The sequence below is a fragment of the Allokutzneria multivorans genome (assembly GCF_039537405.1).
GTDB classification, from domain to species: Bacteria; Actinomycetota; Actinomycetes; order Mycobacteriales; family Pseudonocardiaceae; genus Allokutzneria; species Allokutzneria multivorans.
In genome coordinates this window covers 242971-262269 of the sequence record NZ_BAABAL010000012.1, presented here as the reverse complement: position 1 = coordinate 262269, position 19299 = coordinate 242971, and the positions used below count along the sequence as shown (strand labels likewise).

Genomic DNA, 19299 nt, shown 5'->3' with positions numbered 1-19299 from the left:
CGTCTCCGGTTCAGGTGGTGGTGAGTTCGGTCAGCTCGGCGAGCACCTCGGAGGCGGTGACCGGGTCCAGTTCCGCGAAGCCGCGAACCCGCCGGTTGCTCCACGCCCCGTCCGCGGTGTCGTTGACCCAGATGTCCTCGATCCGCTGTTCGGGGAACATCTCCAGCATGCCCACCGTGATGCCCGGATCGAGGTTGATCACCACCGCGCCGCCGGGGACAGCGCGGCTGATCCAGGGTTCGATCCCGTTGTCCTGCGGCATCGCGCGCTCCCAGCCGCGCCGTTGCAGGCCGACGATCCGGCCGGTCGGCACGGCGATGTCGTGGAAGCGCTTGAGCGCGTTCGCGGTGAGCTCCTCAGCGGTGAACGCGTGGACCGCCCGGCCGAGCTGCGGGAAGGGTTGCAGGATCTCGTAATCCGCGAAGACCTCGGCCCACGCGGGCAGTGCGTCGCCGAGGTGCAGCGGGTGCGCGACGCCGATCTCGACGGTGCCGGCCAGCTCCAGCGCGTCGTCCCCGACGTCGGCGAAGGTGCGGTCCTCGGCGAGGCGGAACGCGGTGGCGAGCTGGTCCCCGTCGTAGCTCGCCCACACCAGCCTGCGCGCGATGTGCCACAGCAAGGGGTGCGCGACGAAGAGCTCCTGGAACTCCGCGAGGGTCCAGCGCCGTCCGCGCACCATCGCGGCTTCGAGTCGCCGGATCTGGTCGGCGGCCGTGGTGCGCACGTCCTTCTTCAACGCGGCGAACCGCTTGTGCGCCAAGGGGGCCAGCTTCTGGTCGTCCTTCGCGCCGGGCTTGGGCAGGTCCTTGCGGCGCTTGCCGTCCGAGTCGGCGACGAAGGGCTTGAGCTGCTCGTCGAAGCCGACGACGAAGCCGCGCGGGCCGTAGTCCAGCGTCATGCTGCCGTCGGCGTCGAGGCCGAAGTCCGGGACGAGCCGGTCGGCCAACTGCTCCGCGCTGAGGCCGAGCTGGTCGGCGACCTCGGCGATCTTCTCCTGGGCGCGGGTCTTGAGGCCCTTGAACTTCGCCTTCTGCGCGACGTCGTTGAGCTGCGTCAGCGCGGCGTCGGTGCCGATCTCGGCGAGCACGTCCAGTCCCGCGACCGCGCGGTGGTGCCCGCTCTCGCCCGGCCAGGCCAGGATCAGCGGCTTGAGCCTGCGCACGGTGTCGTCGTCGCCGATCGCGCCGAGCACGGTCAGCGCCCACGCCTGCTTCGGCGGGGTGCCGTCGCTGCGCCAGTGCTCGAACAGGGCCCAGCCGAACTCCGCGAGCGAGGTGGGGTCGCAGATCTCCTTGAGCACCGCGACGCCCGGGTAGAGGTCGCCGGGCCTGGAGATCGCCAGCATCATGATCGCCCTGTTCGCGGCCACCGCCGACAAAGCGGATCTGCGGTCGCGCAACAACAACTGCGGCAGCAGTCCGGCGTCGGCCCACGCTGCCAGCTTCGGCATCTCGGCGGGGAGGACGTCGAGGGGATCGACGGCGAGCAGTGCCCGCACCGCCTCCGCCGCCTCGGGGCCGTACTCGCGCGCGCCGTCGAGCACGACCGAGTTCCCGGCGCGCTTGGCGATCAGCTGGAGCGCGGTCTCGGCGGCTTGGCGTTGCTTCGCATCGGCGCCCAGCGCGGCGGGGACCAACGCGCGCGCGGCGGCCTCCGAATGCCGGTCGAACCAGGCGGTCGCTGTGGTGCGCAACGACTTCAGCCGGACGAGCCACTCCGCCATGCAGGCCGCGATCTCGCTGTCGAAGTAGGGCGCCAGATAGCTGGCCCAGTGGGTCGGTCGCGCCTTCGCCAACACGAGGACCAAGGGCAACGCGTCCAGCTCGAAGCGCGCGATCATCCTGGCCGTGAAGCTATTACCGCCCTCGTGCTCGGTGGGTCGCCAGTCCTTGAGCAGCGGTCGCGCGATCTCCTCCGGCGCGGAGGCGAACAGCCGGATCGCCACCCACAGGGGCACGCTGCCCTCCCGGAATTCGCGCGCGGAGAACGCCCAGCCACCGTTCTGCTGGTACTGCGACGAGTTCTCCCAGTGCTGCCGCTCGTCGTCGACCCACACCACGTGCCGCTCGGCGGGCGGCTGGAGACCGGTGATCACGATCGGCTCGGCCTGCTCGCGCTCGACCGTCCACGGTGGCGAGACGAGCACTCTCGGCAGGCAATCCTCCGGCGCGTCCTCGACCCGCGGCGGCGCCTCGGCCGCGGTGCTGAGCGCGGCCGCCGCGGCGGGCTCCGGGGCCGGATCGGTGAGGACATGGCTCCGCACGACGAATGTTTCCTCGTCGGTCGACACCGGCGCCGGAGCGGGCCTCGGTTCGGGCGCGGTGGGCTCACCCGCCTCGCGGTAGCCCTTGCGCTCCTTCTCGGCGATCAGCTTCTCGGCATGGCTGCGCGCGGCCTCGACCGAGGCCAGTTCCTTGGCCTTGACCTGGCCGTTGGTCCCGATCCGGCCGTAGCGCACGGTGACCGTGGCACCCGCGCGTTCGAGCTCCCAGAACTTCTCCGAGCCGCCGCCGACGAACTCCCAGCGGCGTGCCGCCGTACCGAGCTGATCCATGTCGCAAGACCATACGGAGGGGGTCCGACAGCGCCGGGGAAAGCAGGAACACACACGTGAATCGACTTCTCGCTCAGGCAGGCACCGAGCGAGCTGTGCGGCGGCGAGCAGGTAGTTGTAGCGGGTGGTCTCGGGGTAGTTCGCCGAGCGCAGGCTGCGGTCCCACCCCAGCAGGAAGCCCGCCCAGATGTGGGCGAGGTCGGCGGTGAGCTTGTCAAGATCGAGAAGCGGCATCGGAAGTCTGGCGAGTCAAGGGCTTGACGAGCGGCGTGCTCGGCCTCGACGTCCGTGCCAAGATCAAAAAAGAAGGCTCTTCGCAGTGTCTGACCTGCGAAGAGCCTTCCGACCGTCGGGACGACAGGATTTGAACCTGCGACCCCTTGACCCCCAGTCGTGGAGGGTCGAAGCGGCGTGCTCCGGTCGGTTTTTCGAGGTCAGCTACCAGTGTAATCGGCCGAGTAAAGGAGTCTGTGTCGCACAAGATCGAAGTTCGGCACGTCCGACACGACTACCTCACGACTCGATCCAGTCGGGTGCTCGATTCATCGAGGTCGAGAACGAGCCGTGAACTTGCTCGCCGACGCACGCCCTCGTCCCGTTGATCGTCTGGAACCTTCCGTGACGTTCTGAACGCGCAAAGGTCCTGATCCAGCCACACTGAACTGCACATCCTTAAGCGTGACGTCCCGGAGGTGGAGGCGGGCCGCGTCCTCGGCCACGAGGCGGTCGGCACGATCGAGAGCGTCGGCCCCGCCGTGCTGGGCCGCAAGCCCGGCGACTGGGTGCTGATCTCCTGCATCACCGCCTGCGGGCGCTGCGACTGCTGCCGCACCGGGACCTACGGCCGGTGCCAGGGCGGCGGCGGGTGGACGCTCGGGCACACCATCGACGGCACGCAGGCCGAGTACGTCCGGGTGTCCTTCGCCGACACCTCCACCCACCTGCTGCCGGAGGCAGTCTGCGACGCCGCCGCGGTGATGCTGGCCGACATCCTCCCGACCTCCTACGAGGTAGGCGTGCTCAATGGGCGCGTCACCCCGGGTGACACGGTCGTCGTGGTCGACCTCGCGGGCTCGCGGTTGGACGCCGCCAAGCTGTTCGGCGCGGATATCGCCATCAACGCCTCCGACGACCCGATGACCGTCATCGCTGAGCTGACTGACGACCTCGGCGCCGACACCGTGATCGAGGCGATCGGGGTGCCGGAGAGCTTCGAGCTGTGCACCCGCCTTGTCCACCCCGGCGGCCAGGCCGCGAACGTCGGCGTGCACGGCAAGCCCGCCACGCTGCACCTCGAAGAGCTGTTGATCCGCGACATCACGCTCACCACGGGCGTGGTCGACACCAACTTCACGCCGCGCCTGCTGCGGATGCTGGCCGCGGGCCGACTCGACGCGGAGCGCTACATTACCCACCGCTACCGCTTCGACGAGTTCGAGACCGCCTGCAACGTCTTCTCCCGGCGCGCCGCCCGTCCAAGGCCATCGGCTCGTCCGAGGCCAGCGACGGAACCCCGGCATGCTCAAGCTCGCGCTCGATCGAACTGAAACCGGGATGCAAATGGATGGGTTACCGTTTCGGTCGCCAATCCGTCGCGTCGAACTGGCCGACCGTGTGCGCTTTTCGTGGATGGCCGAGAATCCACCAATGCATGCCCGGTATCGGCTGGAATGGCGTATGAAACCCGGCAATCAGGCCGGAAAGGCTTCCGTCGTGACCACTCCCACGCAGCAGATGAGAGACATCGGGATCGTGCAGGCCGGAGAAGTCATTTTGCGCGAGCAGGCCCGCCCGTTCGACCTGCCCGCCTAGGCCGAGGACGCTCGTCGTGTTGTGGTTGCTCGCTGCATCGATGGAGCGTGTGTCCCAGGTCCACACGTTCGGTAAAGGAATGGTAATCGCCGCCCCGCAGGTCGGGATCGGCCGAGCGGCCGCCCTCGTGCGCACCCCCGAGGGAGAGCTGATCACGTTGCTGAACCCGCGCGTGATCGACGAGTCGGCTGAGGCCGACGAGAAGTACGAAGGACGCCTCAGCTTTTTCGGCGTCCGGGAGATGGTGCCGCGTCCGCTGGCCATCGACGTCGAATACGCCGACATCGATGGAAATGCCAGAATCGCAACGTTCGTGCAGGGACTTGCTCGCTTGGTCGCGCACGAGATCGACCACCTCGAAGGTCGTCTCTACACGGATCGGATGCGCTCCGGGGTCAGCACGATTTCCGTGGAGCAGTACACAGGAACCGGGCAGAAATGGAACTACCGCTGAGTCGGCTCAGGACGGGAACTGTTCCCGAGCCCGAGCAAGCCACATACAGGCCGCATTAACGGCCTCCATGACATCGCGCCCCGCCAGCCGCGATTCATAGACGTCTCTGCCGAAGGGGCTTGTTCCGGGAGGAATTGCGGCCACGGGAGACCACATCATGTGATCTCTCGTGCCGAGAACACCTTCCCCGAGCACCCAGAAACCGACCTCGGTCCCGTGATGCTTGTTGATCACAACCGCCCGTTGATGCCCGATCCGATTCCGTGCCCACTGGATACCGGGTAGCAGGCTGCCCTCGTCGTCGGACTGGCGAGCAGCACGGTACGTGGACGGGAAAAGCTTCTCGAACCCTTCATCGCGCGACCGCGCCCAGAACAACACCTCACCGACAGCGGCGTACGCCTGCTCGACGTCGTGCCGCTGGAGCGCCAACCGCTGCGCTGCCGCGTCCAACGCACGCAGCGCCAACCGTAGATACCGCTCGTCCTCGGACCGGGGCCACTGCTCCACGCCGCGACTCTACGACGGGTCAGGCGTTGAGGCATTCGAGAATCACAGCCCCGGTTGCTGTGATCACACCGACCGAGACGGGAAGTGCAGAGCATGAGCGGCGTCACCGGTGGCGGGGGACGTTGATAGGGCGGTCCTTGCATAGGTCGGACGGGTAACTACCACCTCTTATGTCGGGTTCGACGCAGAGGGGTACTGCTTGGCGATCCAGCGGGTCAATCTGCCGGTGTTGTTCTCGGCGGCGACGTATTCCCCCGTGGGAAGGATTGCGCAGAGGCAGTCGCGGGCAATGAGCCGTAGTTCCTGGCCTTGTATCGCTACTAGGCTGGTCTCCAGAAGGTTGTCGCGCAGTGTCTCTGGCTTGACGTCGCACTGTCGAAGCCATGATAGGAGTTTCTCGTCGTCCATGGCGATTTTCTTGCCTGCGGATAGCTGTTGCAGAACCACGAACTCTTCCAAGGTGACAAAGGCGGGCTCCCAGGGCCGTGTCGTTGGGGCCGCTCTCAGTTCTTCCTTGGATGGGTCAACAAATCTGACATGCCAACCATGAGGATCGCCCTTTGCGAACAGTAGTGCGCGTGGTATCTCAAGATCCATATCTTCGCCCCACAAATCGGGCATGTTGAAGAGCTCGTCAAGCTGCGTCCAGATGAACTCTAGAAGGAGGAGCAATGGGTTGACGGGAGTTGATAGGTAGAAAGGCCATTCGTCGCCGTTGGTCAAACGCGTCGAGTAAGGGCGCCCGTTGGCCTTGAACAGGGAGTAACTGCCGGAGATGATCAGCTGAGGAAAGCTGCCAGGACTGAAGCCATCGACTCCGATGTTGACTTGAAGGATATCGACAAGCGCCTTGCGAAATGCCAATTCACTCTTGAACCCATGAAGGCCCAATGCAATACGGATGATGGAGACTTGCTCGATGACCAACGTATGGAAAATAAGCTGATCCTCGGTCGAAAGCTCGTTGATGTCTTGGGGGGCAACCCGACGAGTCGTCTCAGCGAATGCTGTTAAGGCTGGCCTGATGTCCACGCGCTGAGGTCCTGCATTGCTCCTGTAATCACTCTCAAGCTTCTTGACCGATCGCAGTTGTTCGAGTGCATCGGCCATCTCGGCGCTGTGAAGGTTTTTCTTGACCTCGATAACGGCGATGATGTCCTTGACGTGCCAGACGAACGCCTTCGTGTACGGGACCGGTTCCCCTTCGCCGCGGACCACCATGCAATCCAACTGGCCGGAGAGATTTCCGGCTCCGTCCGTCGCAAAACCCGTGACCACCTTCAAGTCTAAGCCTTCGGGAATTGCGCGCGCGAGTAGTTCGGCAGAAAGGCCCTCGTACATGTCGCCGATAGTGGGCGCGTGTTTGATGTCGCTTGCATCGAGCAACGGAAGCTCGGCCCGAACGACTTCCGACAGCAGTTCGGCAACGGTGCGAATCATGACCTGCGACCATCCCAGCTTCCACGGTCAGGTGTACCGGTACGCTGTCTACAGCATCGGCGCCAGCTGGCAAGATGCCAGCGCTGTTACCTGTCCGGTCTGCAAACGCACGCGGGAACGTGACATTCGGCTTCTGCACGAAGCCTACCGTCGACGTGTGAGTGATCAAGCTGAGCCGGTGCATCCCGTGTCGCGGGGTGTTGCGGAAAATCCAGCTACTGCAGTGCAAATTCGGTTCGAAGCACGCGGACACAGGTCGTAGTGCTTACAGTTCGCGGTTAAGTGTCCAAGTGAAGTGCACTCCGGCTTTGGGCAGTACCCATCCGTCGTGTCCGAGGGTGATCACAGCCGTGGGCGCGCCAGAGGGGCCGCGATATAGGCGCGGAGTGGAGTGGGGAACGTAGTCGGTTACGGCGATGGTATGGATGTCGCAGTACTGGTGGGTCAGGTCGACATGCAGTCCTCGGGCCACGCTCTTCCTGGAGATACACTGGGAGGTGGCGGACACGCCCGCCCGACTCCGAGCAGCACGCCGCCCACACCGGCGCTGTCATGAAGGACAAGCCGTCTCCGACGCAGCGTGGCGCGTGACTCCGTGTCTGGAAGCCGACCTGCGCAGGGTGTGGGACTACGCGGAGGAACGGTATGTCCAGCAACAGCAACCGTGCCCGCAAGAGGGCGATCCGCGCCGAGATGGACAAGACCGGCGACAACCACACCCGCGCTGCCCACACCGCGTCGGGACGGCCTTCTGTTCAGCTGCGGGCCGTGTGCTTCACCTGCCGCCGCAACATCCCGGCAGGCGGAGGCGCCATCCACATCGCGATGTACGAGGTGCAGCAGGTCGAGCGGGCCCGAGCTGCCGCACAGAAGCAGCGGGAAGCGAAAGCAGCCGAGGAAGGTCCTCTTGGGGGCGGCATCTCCATGGCCGACTTGCTCGACGAGTCCGAGCCCGAGGACGCGCAGTGGCAGGTCCACTGTGATGAGTGCAATCCCCATCGGGACGACGGGTGCGATGGCTGCTACTGGTTCGCGGTCGAGCGATGCAGCACCTGGGCCCAGCTGGTGGAGTGGACGGTGCACCTCGCCGAGAAAGAATGGGTGCTCACCGCCACGAACTGGCTGCAGTTCATCCGGGCCACCGCCCACGGAGAGTCTGAGATCGGCCTAATCTGCCGCCGTGCGGACCGGTACAAGGACACCGCTTGCTGATCAATCTCGTTGGCCAGTAAGCGATTCCTCCGGCGAGATGGCCGTGGGAGACCTCAACGTGACGAAGTCTCCCACGGCCATCGCCCACTGCTAAGCGTCGTGGCTGCGGTCGCGCAGGGCGAGGAAGCCCTCATTGCCGGGAACCCGCGAACGCCTCCCCGCGACCACGCCCGTGTGCCCGCCTCGGCCGCATGCACTACCGGCTGCGGTAGGGCTGATACGGCATGACCTGCGGCTGGCGTGGGCGAGCGACGAGGTTCGCGCCGGGCCAGAACGGTCCCTGCTCGACGAAGCGGCGCACGTGCCCGGTCATCTCCTCCAAGTGCTGCCGCCGCTCGGCCGGGCCGGACTGGGCACGCCCGCCGTCGGGGTAGTACAGCTCGTGCACGGTCTCCGGCCCGCTGGCCAGCGCCACGACCGTTGCCTCCGGCAGCCCGAGCGGCATCGCGTCGCACCCCTGATGCCGTGCGATGTCCACGACCGCCTCCACGACCCGCTCCCAATCGGCAACTTGCGGCCACAGGCGCCTGCCGTCGAGTTCGAAGGTCAACGTGGACAGCGGCACCACCTCCCCGGGAACGCGTCCGGGGAACTCGGTCAGGCAGCGGAAGACCCGGCCGCCGTCTGGTTGCGGGACCGCCGGGTGCAGCAGGGTCAGCGCGTGCACGACCGTCGCGTTGACCGGCACCGGATGCTGCGGGGTCTGGTAGGGCTCGTGCAACGCCAGCAAGTACACATCCGGGACGGTCATCGCTGCGGCTCCAAAATCTTCGGGACGGCCAGGCGGTAGGCGCAGGAATCGCCGTTGCCGCTCCCTACTTCGTCACCACCGTGATCGGCCTTCTGCGCGAGGCGCGGAACTACCGCACAGGTGAGCAGGTCGAGCAGCTTCTTGTGCAGCTTGCCCCGTTTCTGACCGTGGAGCACCTGTCGGAGGCCCTGACGGTTTGGGCTGGCAACGACCAGTGCCGTCAGGCCGCACGGATGCCCGAGCTGGCGACTGCCTTGTACCGTGCGACGGCATACTTGGGGACCGCCCAGCCGCCGGTGTTCGTTGCCTTCCTCTCAGCGGTCCAATCCCAGGCCACTTCGGATGACAGTTACTACCGCTATCCCGAGCTGGAGAACGCGCTTACCGCAGCGGGGTACCGTCTGGAATTGTAGGAAGGTCGTTTCAAGAGCTTCGGCGACCTGGTGGCTGGTCGGCCGTGACGCCTACGCCACGGCCAGGACCCGATCGAATTCACCGCGTGGCGTGCTGGCGTTCAAGTTCGCCGCTGAGGAGAAGACCACGGTGCTGGCAGATGCGAAGACTTCCTGCTCGGCGAGGCGAACAGGCTTGACGGTTCTAAGCCCTGATCCAGGCGGCCAGCCTGTGCAATGTCCTGGCTTCGGCTTCGGTCACCCCTTCGCTCTGGCCCGCCTCGATCAGCGTCGCCGCCGCGGAGTCGGCGGAACCGAAGATGACCAGCTGGTCGGCCGCGGTGATGCGGTCGGCGATCGAGGTGGACGGGTCGATCAGGGCCGTGCGCCAGAGCGGCAGCGCGAGATCTGGCCGCCCCACCCCGCCCAGCACGTCGGCGATGTGGGTGCGCTCGCTTCCGAGTAAGCGTCCAGAGACGAGCGGGACGAGTCGGTCGAGTGCGTCCTTGGGCAGGTGGTCTGCACACAGTCGTAGCCCTTCGGCGATGCTTTCCGCTTCGATGGTTATGTCTCGCATCAGCGTCTCAACCAGCTCGACAGCCTTGGAAAGAGAGTCGGTGCGTGCGAAGGTCCGGAGTACGTTCACGAGAGCGTTGGGTGGTAGAACGTGTTTGCGCAGCAACTCAACGACAGTCGTAGCTTCGAGTCCGTTTGTACGATCGAGCCACATCGATGTCGCCATGGTGAGATCGCTGGTGGTCGAACCTGGCTCTGCCAGTACGGGTTTGCAGATTGCCCGGACGGTGTCGACAGCGATCGGGACGATGCTGCCTGAGCAGAGCTGGAGACGCTCACCGGTGGTCAGATCTGGGTGGAGTAACAACTCCGCGATGCTTGCTGCGTCTTGCGACGACCTGTCTATCAGAGTGGCCTCGATAGCCGCCACGAGGTACCAGGAATCGGCCTTTTCCTCCGAGAGGCACCTTCGCGCGAGGATCAGGGCTGCACGCTCGGCACCTTGTGCGGCGAGCTTGGTGATGGCCATACCGAGATAGTCGGGACGCTGTGCGGCATGCCGCAGAATGGTCGCGACAGCCTCCTCGGGTTCTCGGGATCGCAACGCGATCGCCATGGCTTCAATGGCCCGGGTGCCGTCGTCGAGTAGATCGCATCGCGTCCTCAATACAGCTGCGGCCAGATCGAGAGCTTCGGCTTCGGCGCCTTCCTCGGCGAAGAGCAATGCGATCTCGCTCCACATCCAGGTGCACATGCCTTTCTCGTGGAGTCGATCGCGGATCTGAGGTACGACGCAGTCGCCATGCTCGGTTAACAGCGCTTCTGCGGCGAGTTCGCAGGCGTTGGTGTTGTAGTCTGCTTCGTCGAAGGCTCGCCACGCGGCGTCGTCGACGTTCCGGTTCCCGCAGATTGCCAGTTGGTAAGCGGCTCCTGCTCGTTGGAGTGGAGTGGAGTTTTCTGCCTTCGCCACTCAGCGGTATAGATCGATGCTTGATGATGACATGCCGATTGCGTCGAAATGCGCGGCTATGTCGCTTAGTGCGCTCGTGTCAGCTGTTTGGGAAATGTTCGTGAGGATGCTGGCAGCCTCATCTCGGTCGAACATCGCGGCGTATGTCTTGGCAGCCAAGGCCAGTTTCCGTGGTTTACGGCTTGCGTTCAGCAGTATTTCAGTGAAGAGGTGACGGCTCACGCGTCGAGGTCCCAGCTGAACGAGCAGTTCGTGGGCCGCCTTGTCCGAAAAATCTTCGTCTCGGCAATTTATGAGGATGCGAGTTATTAATGCTTTTTCGATTTCCGGTCCCGGGGTGACGCCGGTTTTGATCAGGTCTACGGCTTCTGGAAGAAGATTCGGCGAGCCGAGCAAGTGGCGAAATGCCAGGGCCGGGTCGTTTCCTGGCTGCCGTGTCCAGGCGGCGATTGTCAGCATCATCAAGTTCCGCCTGCCCCCGTGAGAGTTCCTTTCCAGGAAAGACTTAAGATCGGGAAAGTAGGCTGGGATGCGGGTAGCACGAGCCCTAGCGGCCAAGTATTCGGCAATGGACTTGTGTGGAAAACGAACCACCGTGTCGTCGACGGTGACGACTCCGGTTTCGATAAGGCTGTGCCGGATCTCGGCGGCGGCGTTCCGCGGGCTGGTTAGCCCCGCCGGGCACATTCGGTCGACCCAGTGTTCAGCGGCAACGAGGTGGACGACCCCGTTGGCGAGGTGCGACTGAGCAAGGTGTTCCAGTAGCGGCACTCGCTGGGAGCGCAACCATCGCGGGTACGGCGACAAGATGTCGCTTGGAGAACGGGCCTCAAGCAGTTCGCCGACGAAGCGTTCGTAGAGATCTAGACGGGAGCGAGGCAGATCCTCGGGGGAGCCAGTGCCTGCCACAGCGGCGGCGATGGTCGCGAACAGCGGTACGGCGACTACCTCGCCTAGATCGGCTTCCGACACTGCGGTGACGAACCGTTCGGCAGTGCCTTCCGGCACCTCCTTGTTGGCGAACCACCGGTCGCTGAACTGGCACAGCCGGTCAGCGTCGAAGCGTTGCAAGGCGAACCGGGGCAGAGCACGGTCGAGGAGGCGTAGTTCGTCCTCCGGCAGCGGGCGCGACACCAGGACGAAGCGGTAAGGACCACCACCGCGCATGAGGTCGCCGAGTAGTTCGAGTACTGCGCGGCGGGTCTCGCGGTCGGCGATCTCGTCGAGCCCGTCGACGACGATCAGCCAGCGGGTTCCCTGGGCTCGTTCAGCGAAGAGCTCAGCAGCGGGGCGGGCGTGGAACCGACCTGACCGCACCAGGGCGTCGGCCACCGATTCCGCCCATGGCCTACCGGGTGCGATGTCGATTGCCGGCAGGTAGATGGCGGCGACCGGCTCAGGCAGGGGGACGTCGGTGCCGTTGTCACGTAACCACCTGGCAGCGATCCGGCACACCACCCTGCGCGCGGCCATGGACTTCCCGCCACCTGGTTCAGCGGTGATGAGAATGTTGCGGTGCTTGGCCAGGGCGGCGCTGATCGTGGTGAGGGTGGTGTCAGCGCTCGTCGGGTTCTCCCAGCGCAACCGTTCCGGGATGTAGAGGGAGGACACCTTAGGTGCGTCGACGCCGAGCAGCTCGTATGGGAAGCGGTCAGCCACTGCGAGCTGAGCTCGCAGGATCTTGGTGAGTGCTGGGTCGGGGTTGGGGAGGTCGTCCCACGACCTCAGGTTTACCGTGTCGCGCTGCGCGAGTTCGGCGCGCTCGACCGCAGCCTTGGCGACTCTCCACGACTCGACAACGCTGCTCCCGAGCACCCTTGCCAGAGCGTCGGCCTGAGTCTTGGTAGGCAGGCGCTGGGCACGGAAGATTTCGTAGCCGGCCTTGTCCGCGATTCCGGTGCGTCGCAAAACATCGGCGACGGTTAGCCCAGTCGACCTTCTAACAGTGGAGAGGTGCTCGGCGAAGGTGTGGAGCTCGCTCTTGCTCGGGGAGGTGCGCGGACGCCCGCCTGGCATTGGGTGGAACTCCTGTTTCTCCGCAAAGGGTTTGGCGCTGAGTTTGTCACGATAGCGCCAAACCACACGGGTCTCCGACGATCGACACTCCCAACACCGAGGACGTGGAGATCGGATGCTGACTTACCTTTCCCTGTATGCGCTGCCCTTCGCCGCGCTCGTGCGGCATGTGATCGCTCAGTGGTTCAAGACCGCCCGGTTCAGACTGGCCCTAAACCGGACCCGTCCTGTGGACCGCGAATCGATCATCCGGGCTTGCACCGAGTTCGAGCTAGGCCAGAAGGCCCGATGGAGCGGTCCAGGCGGGTCTCCGCGGAGGCAGTGCCGTGCCGATGAGAACTAGTGTTCATGAGGGCGCTGCCGTGCTCGCCGAGCTGTAGCCGTGATGTAGTCACGGCGCCATGGAGGTACGGCAAGGAAACCGGTGTGGAATCCGGTGACCCGAGACGTTTCGGGGTGTTCGTCTCGGCCCACCGGAGTCGTGGCCGCAACACCGATGTTGCGGGGTTCAGCAGGGCCGGGTGGCCAGGATTCGGAGCGTGGCGATCACGGCGGTGTGGGCCGGGAGTGCGCGCCGTGCTTGAGGGGCGCGTACCCAGCGGAGCACGCCGCGAGCTTCCTCATCCGGCGTGGGGAGCCGCACGATGTCGCCGGTCGTTCCGATCGTCGCGCGCAACTTCGCGAGTTCGGCGAAGGCGTGGCTGAGGATGACCGAGCCGGGTCCGGTGATGAACGTCCATCGCCGGGTCTCGAGGTTCTCGACGATCGGTCCGCCCAGGAAGCGCATCCTGAGTTCGGTGAGCACACGGTCTCCCTGCCCGCGTGGCACCGAGACCGCGCCAACGAGGTGACCGAGGGGCAGGACGATGCACCGCGAGGGTGCCTCGAAGCGGGCGGGCAGATTGAAGTCGCGGCGGTAGCTGGCGCACCGCTGCGCGACGGGATCGAGATGTGCGGGCGAGCTGTCGGTGGTCGACGTGGTCACGGCGGACCATCTCCTTGCGGGCAGGCGGATGTGGCCACATGAGGTGGCCGGTGTGCGGGAGTTCGCCGATGCGCGGAAGTTCGGCGGGTGGTGGGGCGTGAGCTGCGTGGCCGGGCGACGGTCGTCATCACGCCCTGGAGGCGCAGGGCGGCGACCGTCGTCAGCGGAGTCTCGGGGCGCGGGGGCTGTGGCACCTGTCGCCGACAGCGCGCGATGCGGCGCTTGTCGCTCAGGTACCACCACCCGACTCCGGCTCCGGCCACGCAGCCCACCAGGAGAAGGAGTGCCGTGGCGATCGTCATCGCGGGGGCGACACTAATCTGTGTACTCATCGCCCTGCCCTCCTTCTGGCTAGCAGGTCAAATGCTGACAACCAGACCGTAACCCGTGTACACGAATTAAATAGCCCGCCGATGGGGTGATTCAACCGTGCTCGCGCGACCGGGCATCCTGGAGGCGTGGAGGATCTCGACGTGGATCAGGGACAGCAGCTCTCGCCGGCTGTGCTGAAGATCGTCTTGGGCTCGGAGCTCGCTCGGCAGCGCAAGCTCGCCGGCCTCATGCAGGAGCAAGTCGCGGCCCGGCTGGGTTGGCCGCAGCAGAAAGTCGCCCGGATCGAGAAGGACAGCGGCGTCAGGGCTGATGAACTCGAGGCACTACTGGGCCTCTACAGCGCCAGCGAGGTCGATCGCGCCTACACGCGCGACCTGCAGGCCGAGAGCGGCCGACGCCGCAAGAAGGGCACGTTCAGCACGAGGTTCCCGCAGTACCTTCGACTCCTGGTCGACATGGAACCCACCTGTCACCGCTACTTCGCCTACCAGGCGCTGGTGATACCCGGGCTGTTGCAAACCGAGGACTACATGCGGCGCAACGCCCGCGCCTGGCGCCCATCACTGGAACCGGAAGCGATCGATCAGTACACCGCCGACCGCCTTGAACGCCAACGAGCGCTCGACGACGCGCAGCGGCAGTTCTGGTTCATCATCGACGAAGCCGCCCTGCGCCGAGGCGCCAGCGGGCCGGACATGCGCCACCAGCTCACCAAGCTCGTCGACACCATCGACCGACCCAACGTCGAACTGCAGGTCGTCCCCTTCAGCGCGGGCTACTACATGGGCCAAGGCCACGACTACACGATCTTCGGCTTTGACACCAAGCCGGCAGTGGACATCATCTACCTCGAACAGCACATCGGCGGCGACTACGTCGTCGGCCCCGAAGCCACCAAGAGCTACCGAACCCTGTGGGACTACCAAAAAGCAGCAGCCAGCGGCCCCGAACAGACCCGGCAAACCCTCCTCGACATCGCCAACTCGCTGTAACAGCAACAAAACTAGAAGTGGAAGGGGCGAAACGACAGATGAGCACAACGGACTCGAACCTCGACACCAACTTCACCGAGTGGAGGACGTCCTCGCGGAGCGGGCCCCCACAGAACCAATGCGTGCAGGTGGGCTGGAGCAGCAACGCCGTCGGCATCAGGGACACCAAGGACCCAGGCGGCCCCGTCCTCGCCTTCGCCCCCGTCCGCTTCTACGCCTTCATCGACTGGCTCCGAACCGGCACCTCAGCACCCCCAGATTGAAGTGACGGGCTCCGGGTCGGCCCGCACCTGAAGCGGGCGATCTCCACCGACACCGCGCACCTGTGGCCCGACATCGCGGCTGGATTCGCCGAACTTCAACTGCTGTCGGCACCTCTGGAGAGGGCCGATGTTCATGTGTCTCCGACTTAGTGCTGAGGCTGGGAGGTGTGCTTGTGGCGCTGGTGGTCAGGACGTGGACAGGGCGCGAGACCAGGGCGTTGCGGGATGCGCGGCGGATGAGCGCGAAGGAGTTCGCCGCGCACTTGGGCTTCGATGAGAAGGCCGTGCTCGGGTGGGAGAAGGGCGTCTCCCTCCAACCGCGGACTCAGCAGGCTTTGGATGTCGATCTCGCTCGTGCTCCGGAGGATGTGCGGGCGCGGTTCGAGGCGTCGTTGCCGGTCACGATGGTGGCGGCGGGGACATTGGGGCGCGGGTCGGCTGGTCGGACCGAGGTGTTGTTGGAGTCGCTGCGGCAGCGCGAGGAGTTCGCGCTTCTGCCGTATGTGCCGCCGGTGGGTGCGGTGGAGCGGCTGGAGGAGTTCTTGGCCTCGTCCTCGCGCGTGTATTTGCTGTCTGGGCCAGCTGGTTCCGGTAAGACCGCGCTCACCCACCACTTGGCCGGCGGGCTGGCGGCGAAGGCCGACTTCCAGCTCTTCGCCGTCGACGCGTGGGACCCCGCCGCGCTAGATGTGGCCCGCGAGATCTTGCGCTACGGGTCGCTGCCCGGTGGCGATGACGCCTTGTTGACGTTGGAGGCCGAGAGCTCGTCGTTGGCGCGGACGTGCGTGGTGGTGATCGACGGGATCGCGACGCAGGAGCAGCTTCAGCGCGTTGGTCGTCAGGTTGATGCGATCGTTCGTCAGACCCCGTCGCCGCGTCTTCGTTTCCTGCTGGTGATCCGAACGCCGCCGACGGTCGACACCTCCGCGCATCCGGTGCTCACCGCGGCGTGTTTCTCACCGGCGGGAGCTCGGTCTGGGCCGCAGCCCTTCGCCTGCGCGCCGTGGACGCTGGTCGAGGCCCGTTCGGTTTGGGACAGCTCACGTTCGGGCGGCCCGGCGTTCGGTGAATTGCCGTCCTCGGTGCAGCAGTTGGCGCGGTTGCCGTTGTATATGCAGCTGGTGCGCGCTGCGGGTCGGGCGGGTGTGACGACGAGCGGCACCGCTTACGGGTTGATCGAGGAGTGCGTCTGCGCGCTCCTGCCCGCCGGCCACCATCTCCACGAACAGTTGGGCGATCTGGCCCAGCAGAGCATGCGCGAGCTGATCCCAAGCACGCTCGCCACACCGGTCACGCGCGGGCACTCCACCCCGCTGGAGCCGGGGACTGCCGCGCTGGTACGCGCTCGCGCGGACGGCAAGGTGGAGTTCGTCCACGATGTCGTGGGCGAATTCTTCTTGGCGAGGCGGCTCGCGGAGTTGCTGCGCGAGCGCGGCCGGTCAGCGTCGGCGATCTCCGCGTTCAACGAGCTTGCGGTCCGTGCTGGCGGGTCCGCTCGGGCGCGGGGCGTCTTCGAGCTCACGCTGAACTGCCTGGACGCCGACGATCCCGGGCTGCTTGCTGCCGCGGCGGTCTCGCCGACGATCTCGCTGGGAACGGCGCTGCCGTTGATGCTTATCGCTGCGTTCGAGGGAGGCTGCGGCTTCGTCTCGCCGGAGGTGCTGCGGGCGTGCGCTCGACGCTGTGAACAGGACGGCGCCGTTGACCTCGTTCGCGCGCTGCTGCGATTCCCCGCCCTGTACTCCGCGCTCGCTGACGATGGGCCGCTGTGGCTGCTAGGCGTACTGCGCCGGTTCGGCGTCGCGGTCTGGGAAGCCGTGCGGGAATGCGTCGAGAACGTGCTGGACGCCGCCTCGGTCCGCGCGCTACTGGCCGCGGCCGACCTCGACAGCGGCGAGGAGGCCACCTTTCTCGCACGGCACGCGTACCTGTTCTCCGGCGACGGATATGCGAGACTCGAGGCACTATTGGGACACGAGAGCTGGCGCGTGCGAGCAGCGCTCGCTCACAGCGTGGGCAGCGGTCAGTCCACGCTGATCGCATCCGATGTCCTTGTGCTGCAACGGCTTGTGAGCGATGCCGATTACAAGGTTCGAGCGGCGGCGGCACTGACCCTGCGGCACCTGCCGACCGAGATCGCGTGCAGGCACTTGCGCACCCTGCTGTGCGATGAGAACTGGCACGTTCGAGACCAAGCGCTGCACGCGGTGCTCGTCGCCGATAAGAACGACCTGGTGAGCTCCGCGCTGGAGGTGCTCACCACCGACGCGACCTGGTCGACAGCGCCAGCACATGTGCAACCCAACGCGCAGCGTTTTCTGCTGCTGCACAACGCGATTGGTCAACGCGAAGTCACGCGGGGAACCCATCGTGCGCTCTTTGGGCTGCTGAGAGAGAGCCGAACGGGGTGGACACGCCTTCCGGCTCTCGTGCAGGAGACGTTGCTGCGCACGGCGGCGGGCAGCGCCTCGTGGCTGGTGCGACGCGAAGCGGAAGCGCTCGCCGCTCCGGTCGAGGAGGCCAGTCCCCGTGAGGATTCGCGGGAAGCGTTTCGTCGTCGGCGCGGGCGACGCTCGTTGCAGGTCGCGCTCGACATGCAGGACATCGACGACGCTCTGTCCGTGGCCCGAGCAGCAGCAGAGGCGGGCGCGGACTTCTTGGAGGTCGGTGACCCGCTGATCAAACGAGCCGGACTCGACGCCGTCGAGCAGATCAAACGCGCTGCCCCGGAGACGCTGGTCGTCGCGGAGATGATGTCGGCGGACTGGGGACGCGATCAGGTCGAAGCAGCCGCCGAAGCCGGCGCGGACGTCATCCTGCTCATCGGCCCGTCCACCGTCTCCAGCGTCTCCGCCGCAGTAGAAGCCGGTCGGCGGCTCGGCGTTCCCATCGTGCTCGACGTCCCCACCACGCAGCTGACACAGCGGTGGATCGCCGAGATGGAACGCGTCGGCGTTGACGGCTTCACCGTTACCACCAACATCGACCTCGGCATCGCCAGCACTGCCGCCCTGGCCCGCGCCCGCACCATCCGGTCACGGACCCGCCTGCCGGTGGCGCTCTCCGGCGGTTTCTCCACTACCGACCACGCGATCATCGGCAGCACCGACTGGGACATCCTCATCGTGGGCCGTGCGGTCACCGACGCGGTCAACCCCGTGACGGCCGCGCGCCGCATGGCCGAACTCGTTCACGCCAACCCTGAAAGGCACCTGCGTTGACCACGATCATCCCGTTGCGCGTGCACCACATCCCGCAGGTCATCGCCCTCATGGACCTTGGCGCTCCGTTCATCCGCGCTCGCACGCACTCCGACTACTGGGCCTACAGCGCGCTGTTCTCCAGCACATGCCCGCTCGGCGAGGTCAACGGGGAGGTGGTCGGTTCGGTGATCGCGATGCGCAGCCAGGACAACCCGGAGGAGATCTACGTCCAGGACGTGATGGTGCACCCCGAGCACCGGCGCACCGGCATCACCGCCGCGCTGCTCGGCCAGGTCCGCGAACAGGCGGTGCGCTGGGGCTGCCGGAGGCTGTGGCTGACCTCCGAGCCGGGCAACGCCGCTGCGCACGCTGCGTGGACCGCGCTGGGCTTCCTCAATGTCTCTGGAGACTACGAGGACAACGGCGTCTGGGTGAAGAAGGACTTCAAGGGGCCGGGCAAGGACCGCGCCGTCTACGAGCTGCTCCTGTCGAACTAGAGCGGGCGGCACCGGGGGCGAACTGGTGCACGACTCCCGCGTCACTCCCTGTCTTGTCGATGCGCTGCGGCGCAGGCTGAGTACACAACGAACCCCTGCTCAACGGCGGTACCGAGGTTGATGCCTTGGCTGCCGCTGTGGACGGGCTCAGCCGATTCGAGAGAGGGACACCATGACGACGACCGTCGCCGCCATGCCGACACCAGCTCCTGCCGCGGACCCGTTCGGGCTCGACTTGATGGTGATCACCGACGTCCCGGACGGTCACGCGCTCTCGGCGTGCACGACCAACGACGGCTGCGCGCCCTCGTGCGCCAGCTCGTGCATCAGCAACGGCATGTAGACGAACCCCATCCCGTGGAGGGGCCGGACTCGTTCGGCCCCTCCAACTTGGTTCGA

The 19299-nt window shown here is 65.9% G+C and carries 17 protein-coding genes; 10 read left to right on the top strand and 7 right to left on the bottom strand.

What is annotated here, in order from left to right:
• Positions 1-10: 10 nt before the first annotated feature.
• Positions 11-2554 carry a DUF4132 domain-containing protein gene (locus tag ABD798_RS18005; protein ID WP_344876205.1) on the bottom strand — a complete coding sequence of 848 codons (2544 nt, stop codon included), beginning with the start codon at positions 2552-2554 and terminating at the stop codon, positions 11-13.
• A 662-nt stretch (positions 2555-3216) separates the two neighbouring features.
• On the opposite strand from ABD798_RS18005, the gene ABD798_RS18000 reads away from it, so the two are divergent.
• Genes ABD798_RS18000 through ABD798_RS17990 form a run of 3 tightly spaced genes read left to right on the top strand, consistent with a single transcriptional unit; the run spans position 3217 to position 4820 of the window.
• Positions 3217-4101 carry a zinc-binding dehydrogenase gene (locus ABD798_RS18000; protein ID WP_344876350.1) on the top strand — a complete coding sequence of 295 codons (885 nt, stop codon included), beginning with the start codon at positions 3217-3219 and terminating at the stop codon, positions 4099-4101.
• Positions 4073-4366 carry a hypothetical protein gene (locus ABD798_RS17995; protein WP_344876203.1) on the top strand — a complete coding sequence of 98 codons (294 nt, stop codon included), beginning with the start codon at positions 4073-4075 and terminating at the stop codon, positions 4364-4366. Before ABD798_RS18000 ends, ABD798_RS17995 begins: the two co-directional genes overlap by 29 nt.
• Positions 4367-4382: 16 nt before the next feature.
• Positions 4383-4820, top strand: coding sequence for a peptide deformylase (locus ABD798_RS17990; protein ID WP_344876201.1), 438 nt, complete (start codon positions 4383-4385; stop codon positions 4818-4820).
• 6 nt (positions 4821-4826) lie between these two features.
• On the opposite strand, the gene ABD798_RS17985 is transcribed toward ABD798_RS17990, so the two are convergent.
• Positions 4827-5330: a hypothetical protein gene (locus ABD798_RS17985; RefSeq protein ID WP_344876199.1), complete on the bottom strand. Its 504-nt coding sequence runs from the start codon at positions 5328-5330 to the stop codon at positions 4827-4829.
• Positions 5331-5498: 168 nt separating this feature from the next.
• Entirely contained in the window at positions 5499-6770 is a 1272-nt protein-coding gene (locus ABD798_RS17980; protein ID WP_344876197.1) for a DUF6602 domain-containing protein, read from the bottom strand.
• A gap of 645 nt (positions 6771-7415) precedes the next feature.
• On the opposite strand from ABD798_RS17980, the gene ABD798_RS17975 reads away from it, so the two are divergent.
• Complete coding sequence (locus ABD798_RS17975; protein ID WP_344876195.1) at positions 7416-7982, top strand: hypothetical protein; 567 nt, start codon at positions 7416-7418, stop codon at positions 7980-7982.
• 196 nt (positions 7983-8178) lie between these two features.
• Here ABD798_RS17975 and ABD798_RS17970 read toward each other — a convergent pair whose 3' ends face one another.
• A complete protein-coding gene (locus ABD798_RS17970) occupies positions 8179-8733 on the bottom strand; it encodes a hypothetical protein (protein WP_344876193.1) in 555 nt (184 codons plus the stop codon).
• An 80-nt stretch (positions 8734-8813) separates the two neighbouring features.
• On the opposite strand from ABD798_RS17970, the gene ABD798_RS17965 reads away from it, so the two are divergent.
• Positions 8814-9146 (top strand): hypothetical protein, encoded by a 333-nt coding sequence (locus ABD798_RS17965; RefSeq protein ID WP_344876191.1) that lies wholly within the window; start codon positions 8814-8816, stop codon positions 9144-9146.
• Between the two features lie 184 nt (positions 9147-9330).
• Here ABD798_RS17965 and ABD798_RS17960 read toward each other — a convergent pair whose 3' ends face one another.
• The 3 genes from ABD798_RS17960 to ABD798_RS17950 form a co-directional block, all read right to left on the bottom strand.
• The gene (locus ABD798_RS17960) at positions 9331-10611 is read right to left on the bottom strand and encodes a hypothetical protein (RefSeq protein WP_344876358.1); all 1281 of its coding nucleotides are present in this window, start codon (positions 10609-10611) and stop codon (positions 9331-9333) included.
• The gene (locus ABD798_RS17955; protein ID WP_344876190.1) at positions 10612-12693 is read right to left on the bottom strand and encodes an NACHT domain-containing protein; all 2082 of its coding nucleotides are present in this window, start codon (positions 12691-12693) and stop codon (positions 10612-10614) included.
• 442 nt (positions 12694-13135) lie between these two features.
• Positions 13136-13612, bottom strand: coding sequence for a hypothetical protein (locus tag ABD798_RS17950; RefSeq protein WP_344876188.1), 477 nt, complete (start codon positions 13610-13612; stop codon positions 13136-13138).
• 458 nt (positions 13613-14070) lie between these two features.
• Between ABD798_RS17950 and ABD798_RS17945 the strand changes: the two genes are divergently transcribed.
• From ABD798_RS17945 to fxlA, 5 genes are all read left to right on the top strand, one after another.
• Complete coding sequence (locus ABD798_RS17945) at positions 14071-14937, top strand: helix-turn-helix domain-containing protein (protein WP_344876186.1); 867 nt, start codon at positions 14071-14073, stop codon at positions 14935-14937.
• A gap of 38 nt (positions 14938-14975) precedes the next feature.
• Positions 14976-15200, top strand: coding sequence for a DUF397 domain-containing protein (locus ABD798_RS17940; RefSeq protein WP_344876184.1), 225 nt, complete (start codon positions 14976-14978; stop codon positions 15198-15200).
• A gap of 167 nt (positions 15201-15367) precedes the next feature.
• Positions 15368-18421 (top strand): orotidine 5'-phosphate decarboxylase / HUMPS family protein, encoded by a 3054-nt coding sequence (locus ABD798_RS17935; RefSeq protein ID WP_344876182.1) that lies wholly within the window; start codon positions 15368-15370, stop codon positions 18419-18421.
• Positions 18418-18900 (top strand): GNAT family N-acetyltransferase, encoded by a 483-nt coding sequence (locus tag ABD798_RS17930; RefSeq protein WP_344876180.1) that lies wholly within the window; start codon positions 18418-18420, stop codon positions 18898-18900. Before ABD798_RS17935 ends, ABD798_RS17930 begins: the two co-directional genes overlap by 4 nt.
• Positions 18901-19072: 172 nt before the next feature.
• The gene (fxlA, locus tag ABD798_RS17925; RefSeq protein ID WP_344876178.1) at positions 19073-19243 is read left to right on the top strand and encodes an FxLD family lanthipeptide; all 171 of its coding nucleotides are present in this window, start codon (positions 19073-19075) and stop codon (positions 19241-19243) included.
• Positions 19244-19299 lie beyond the last annotated feature (56 nt).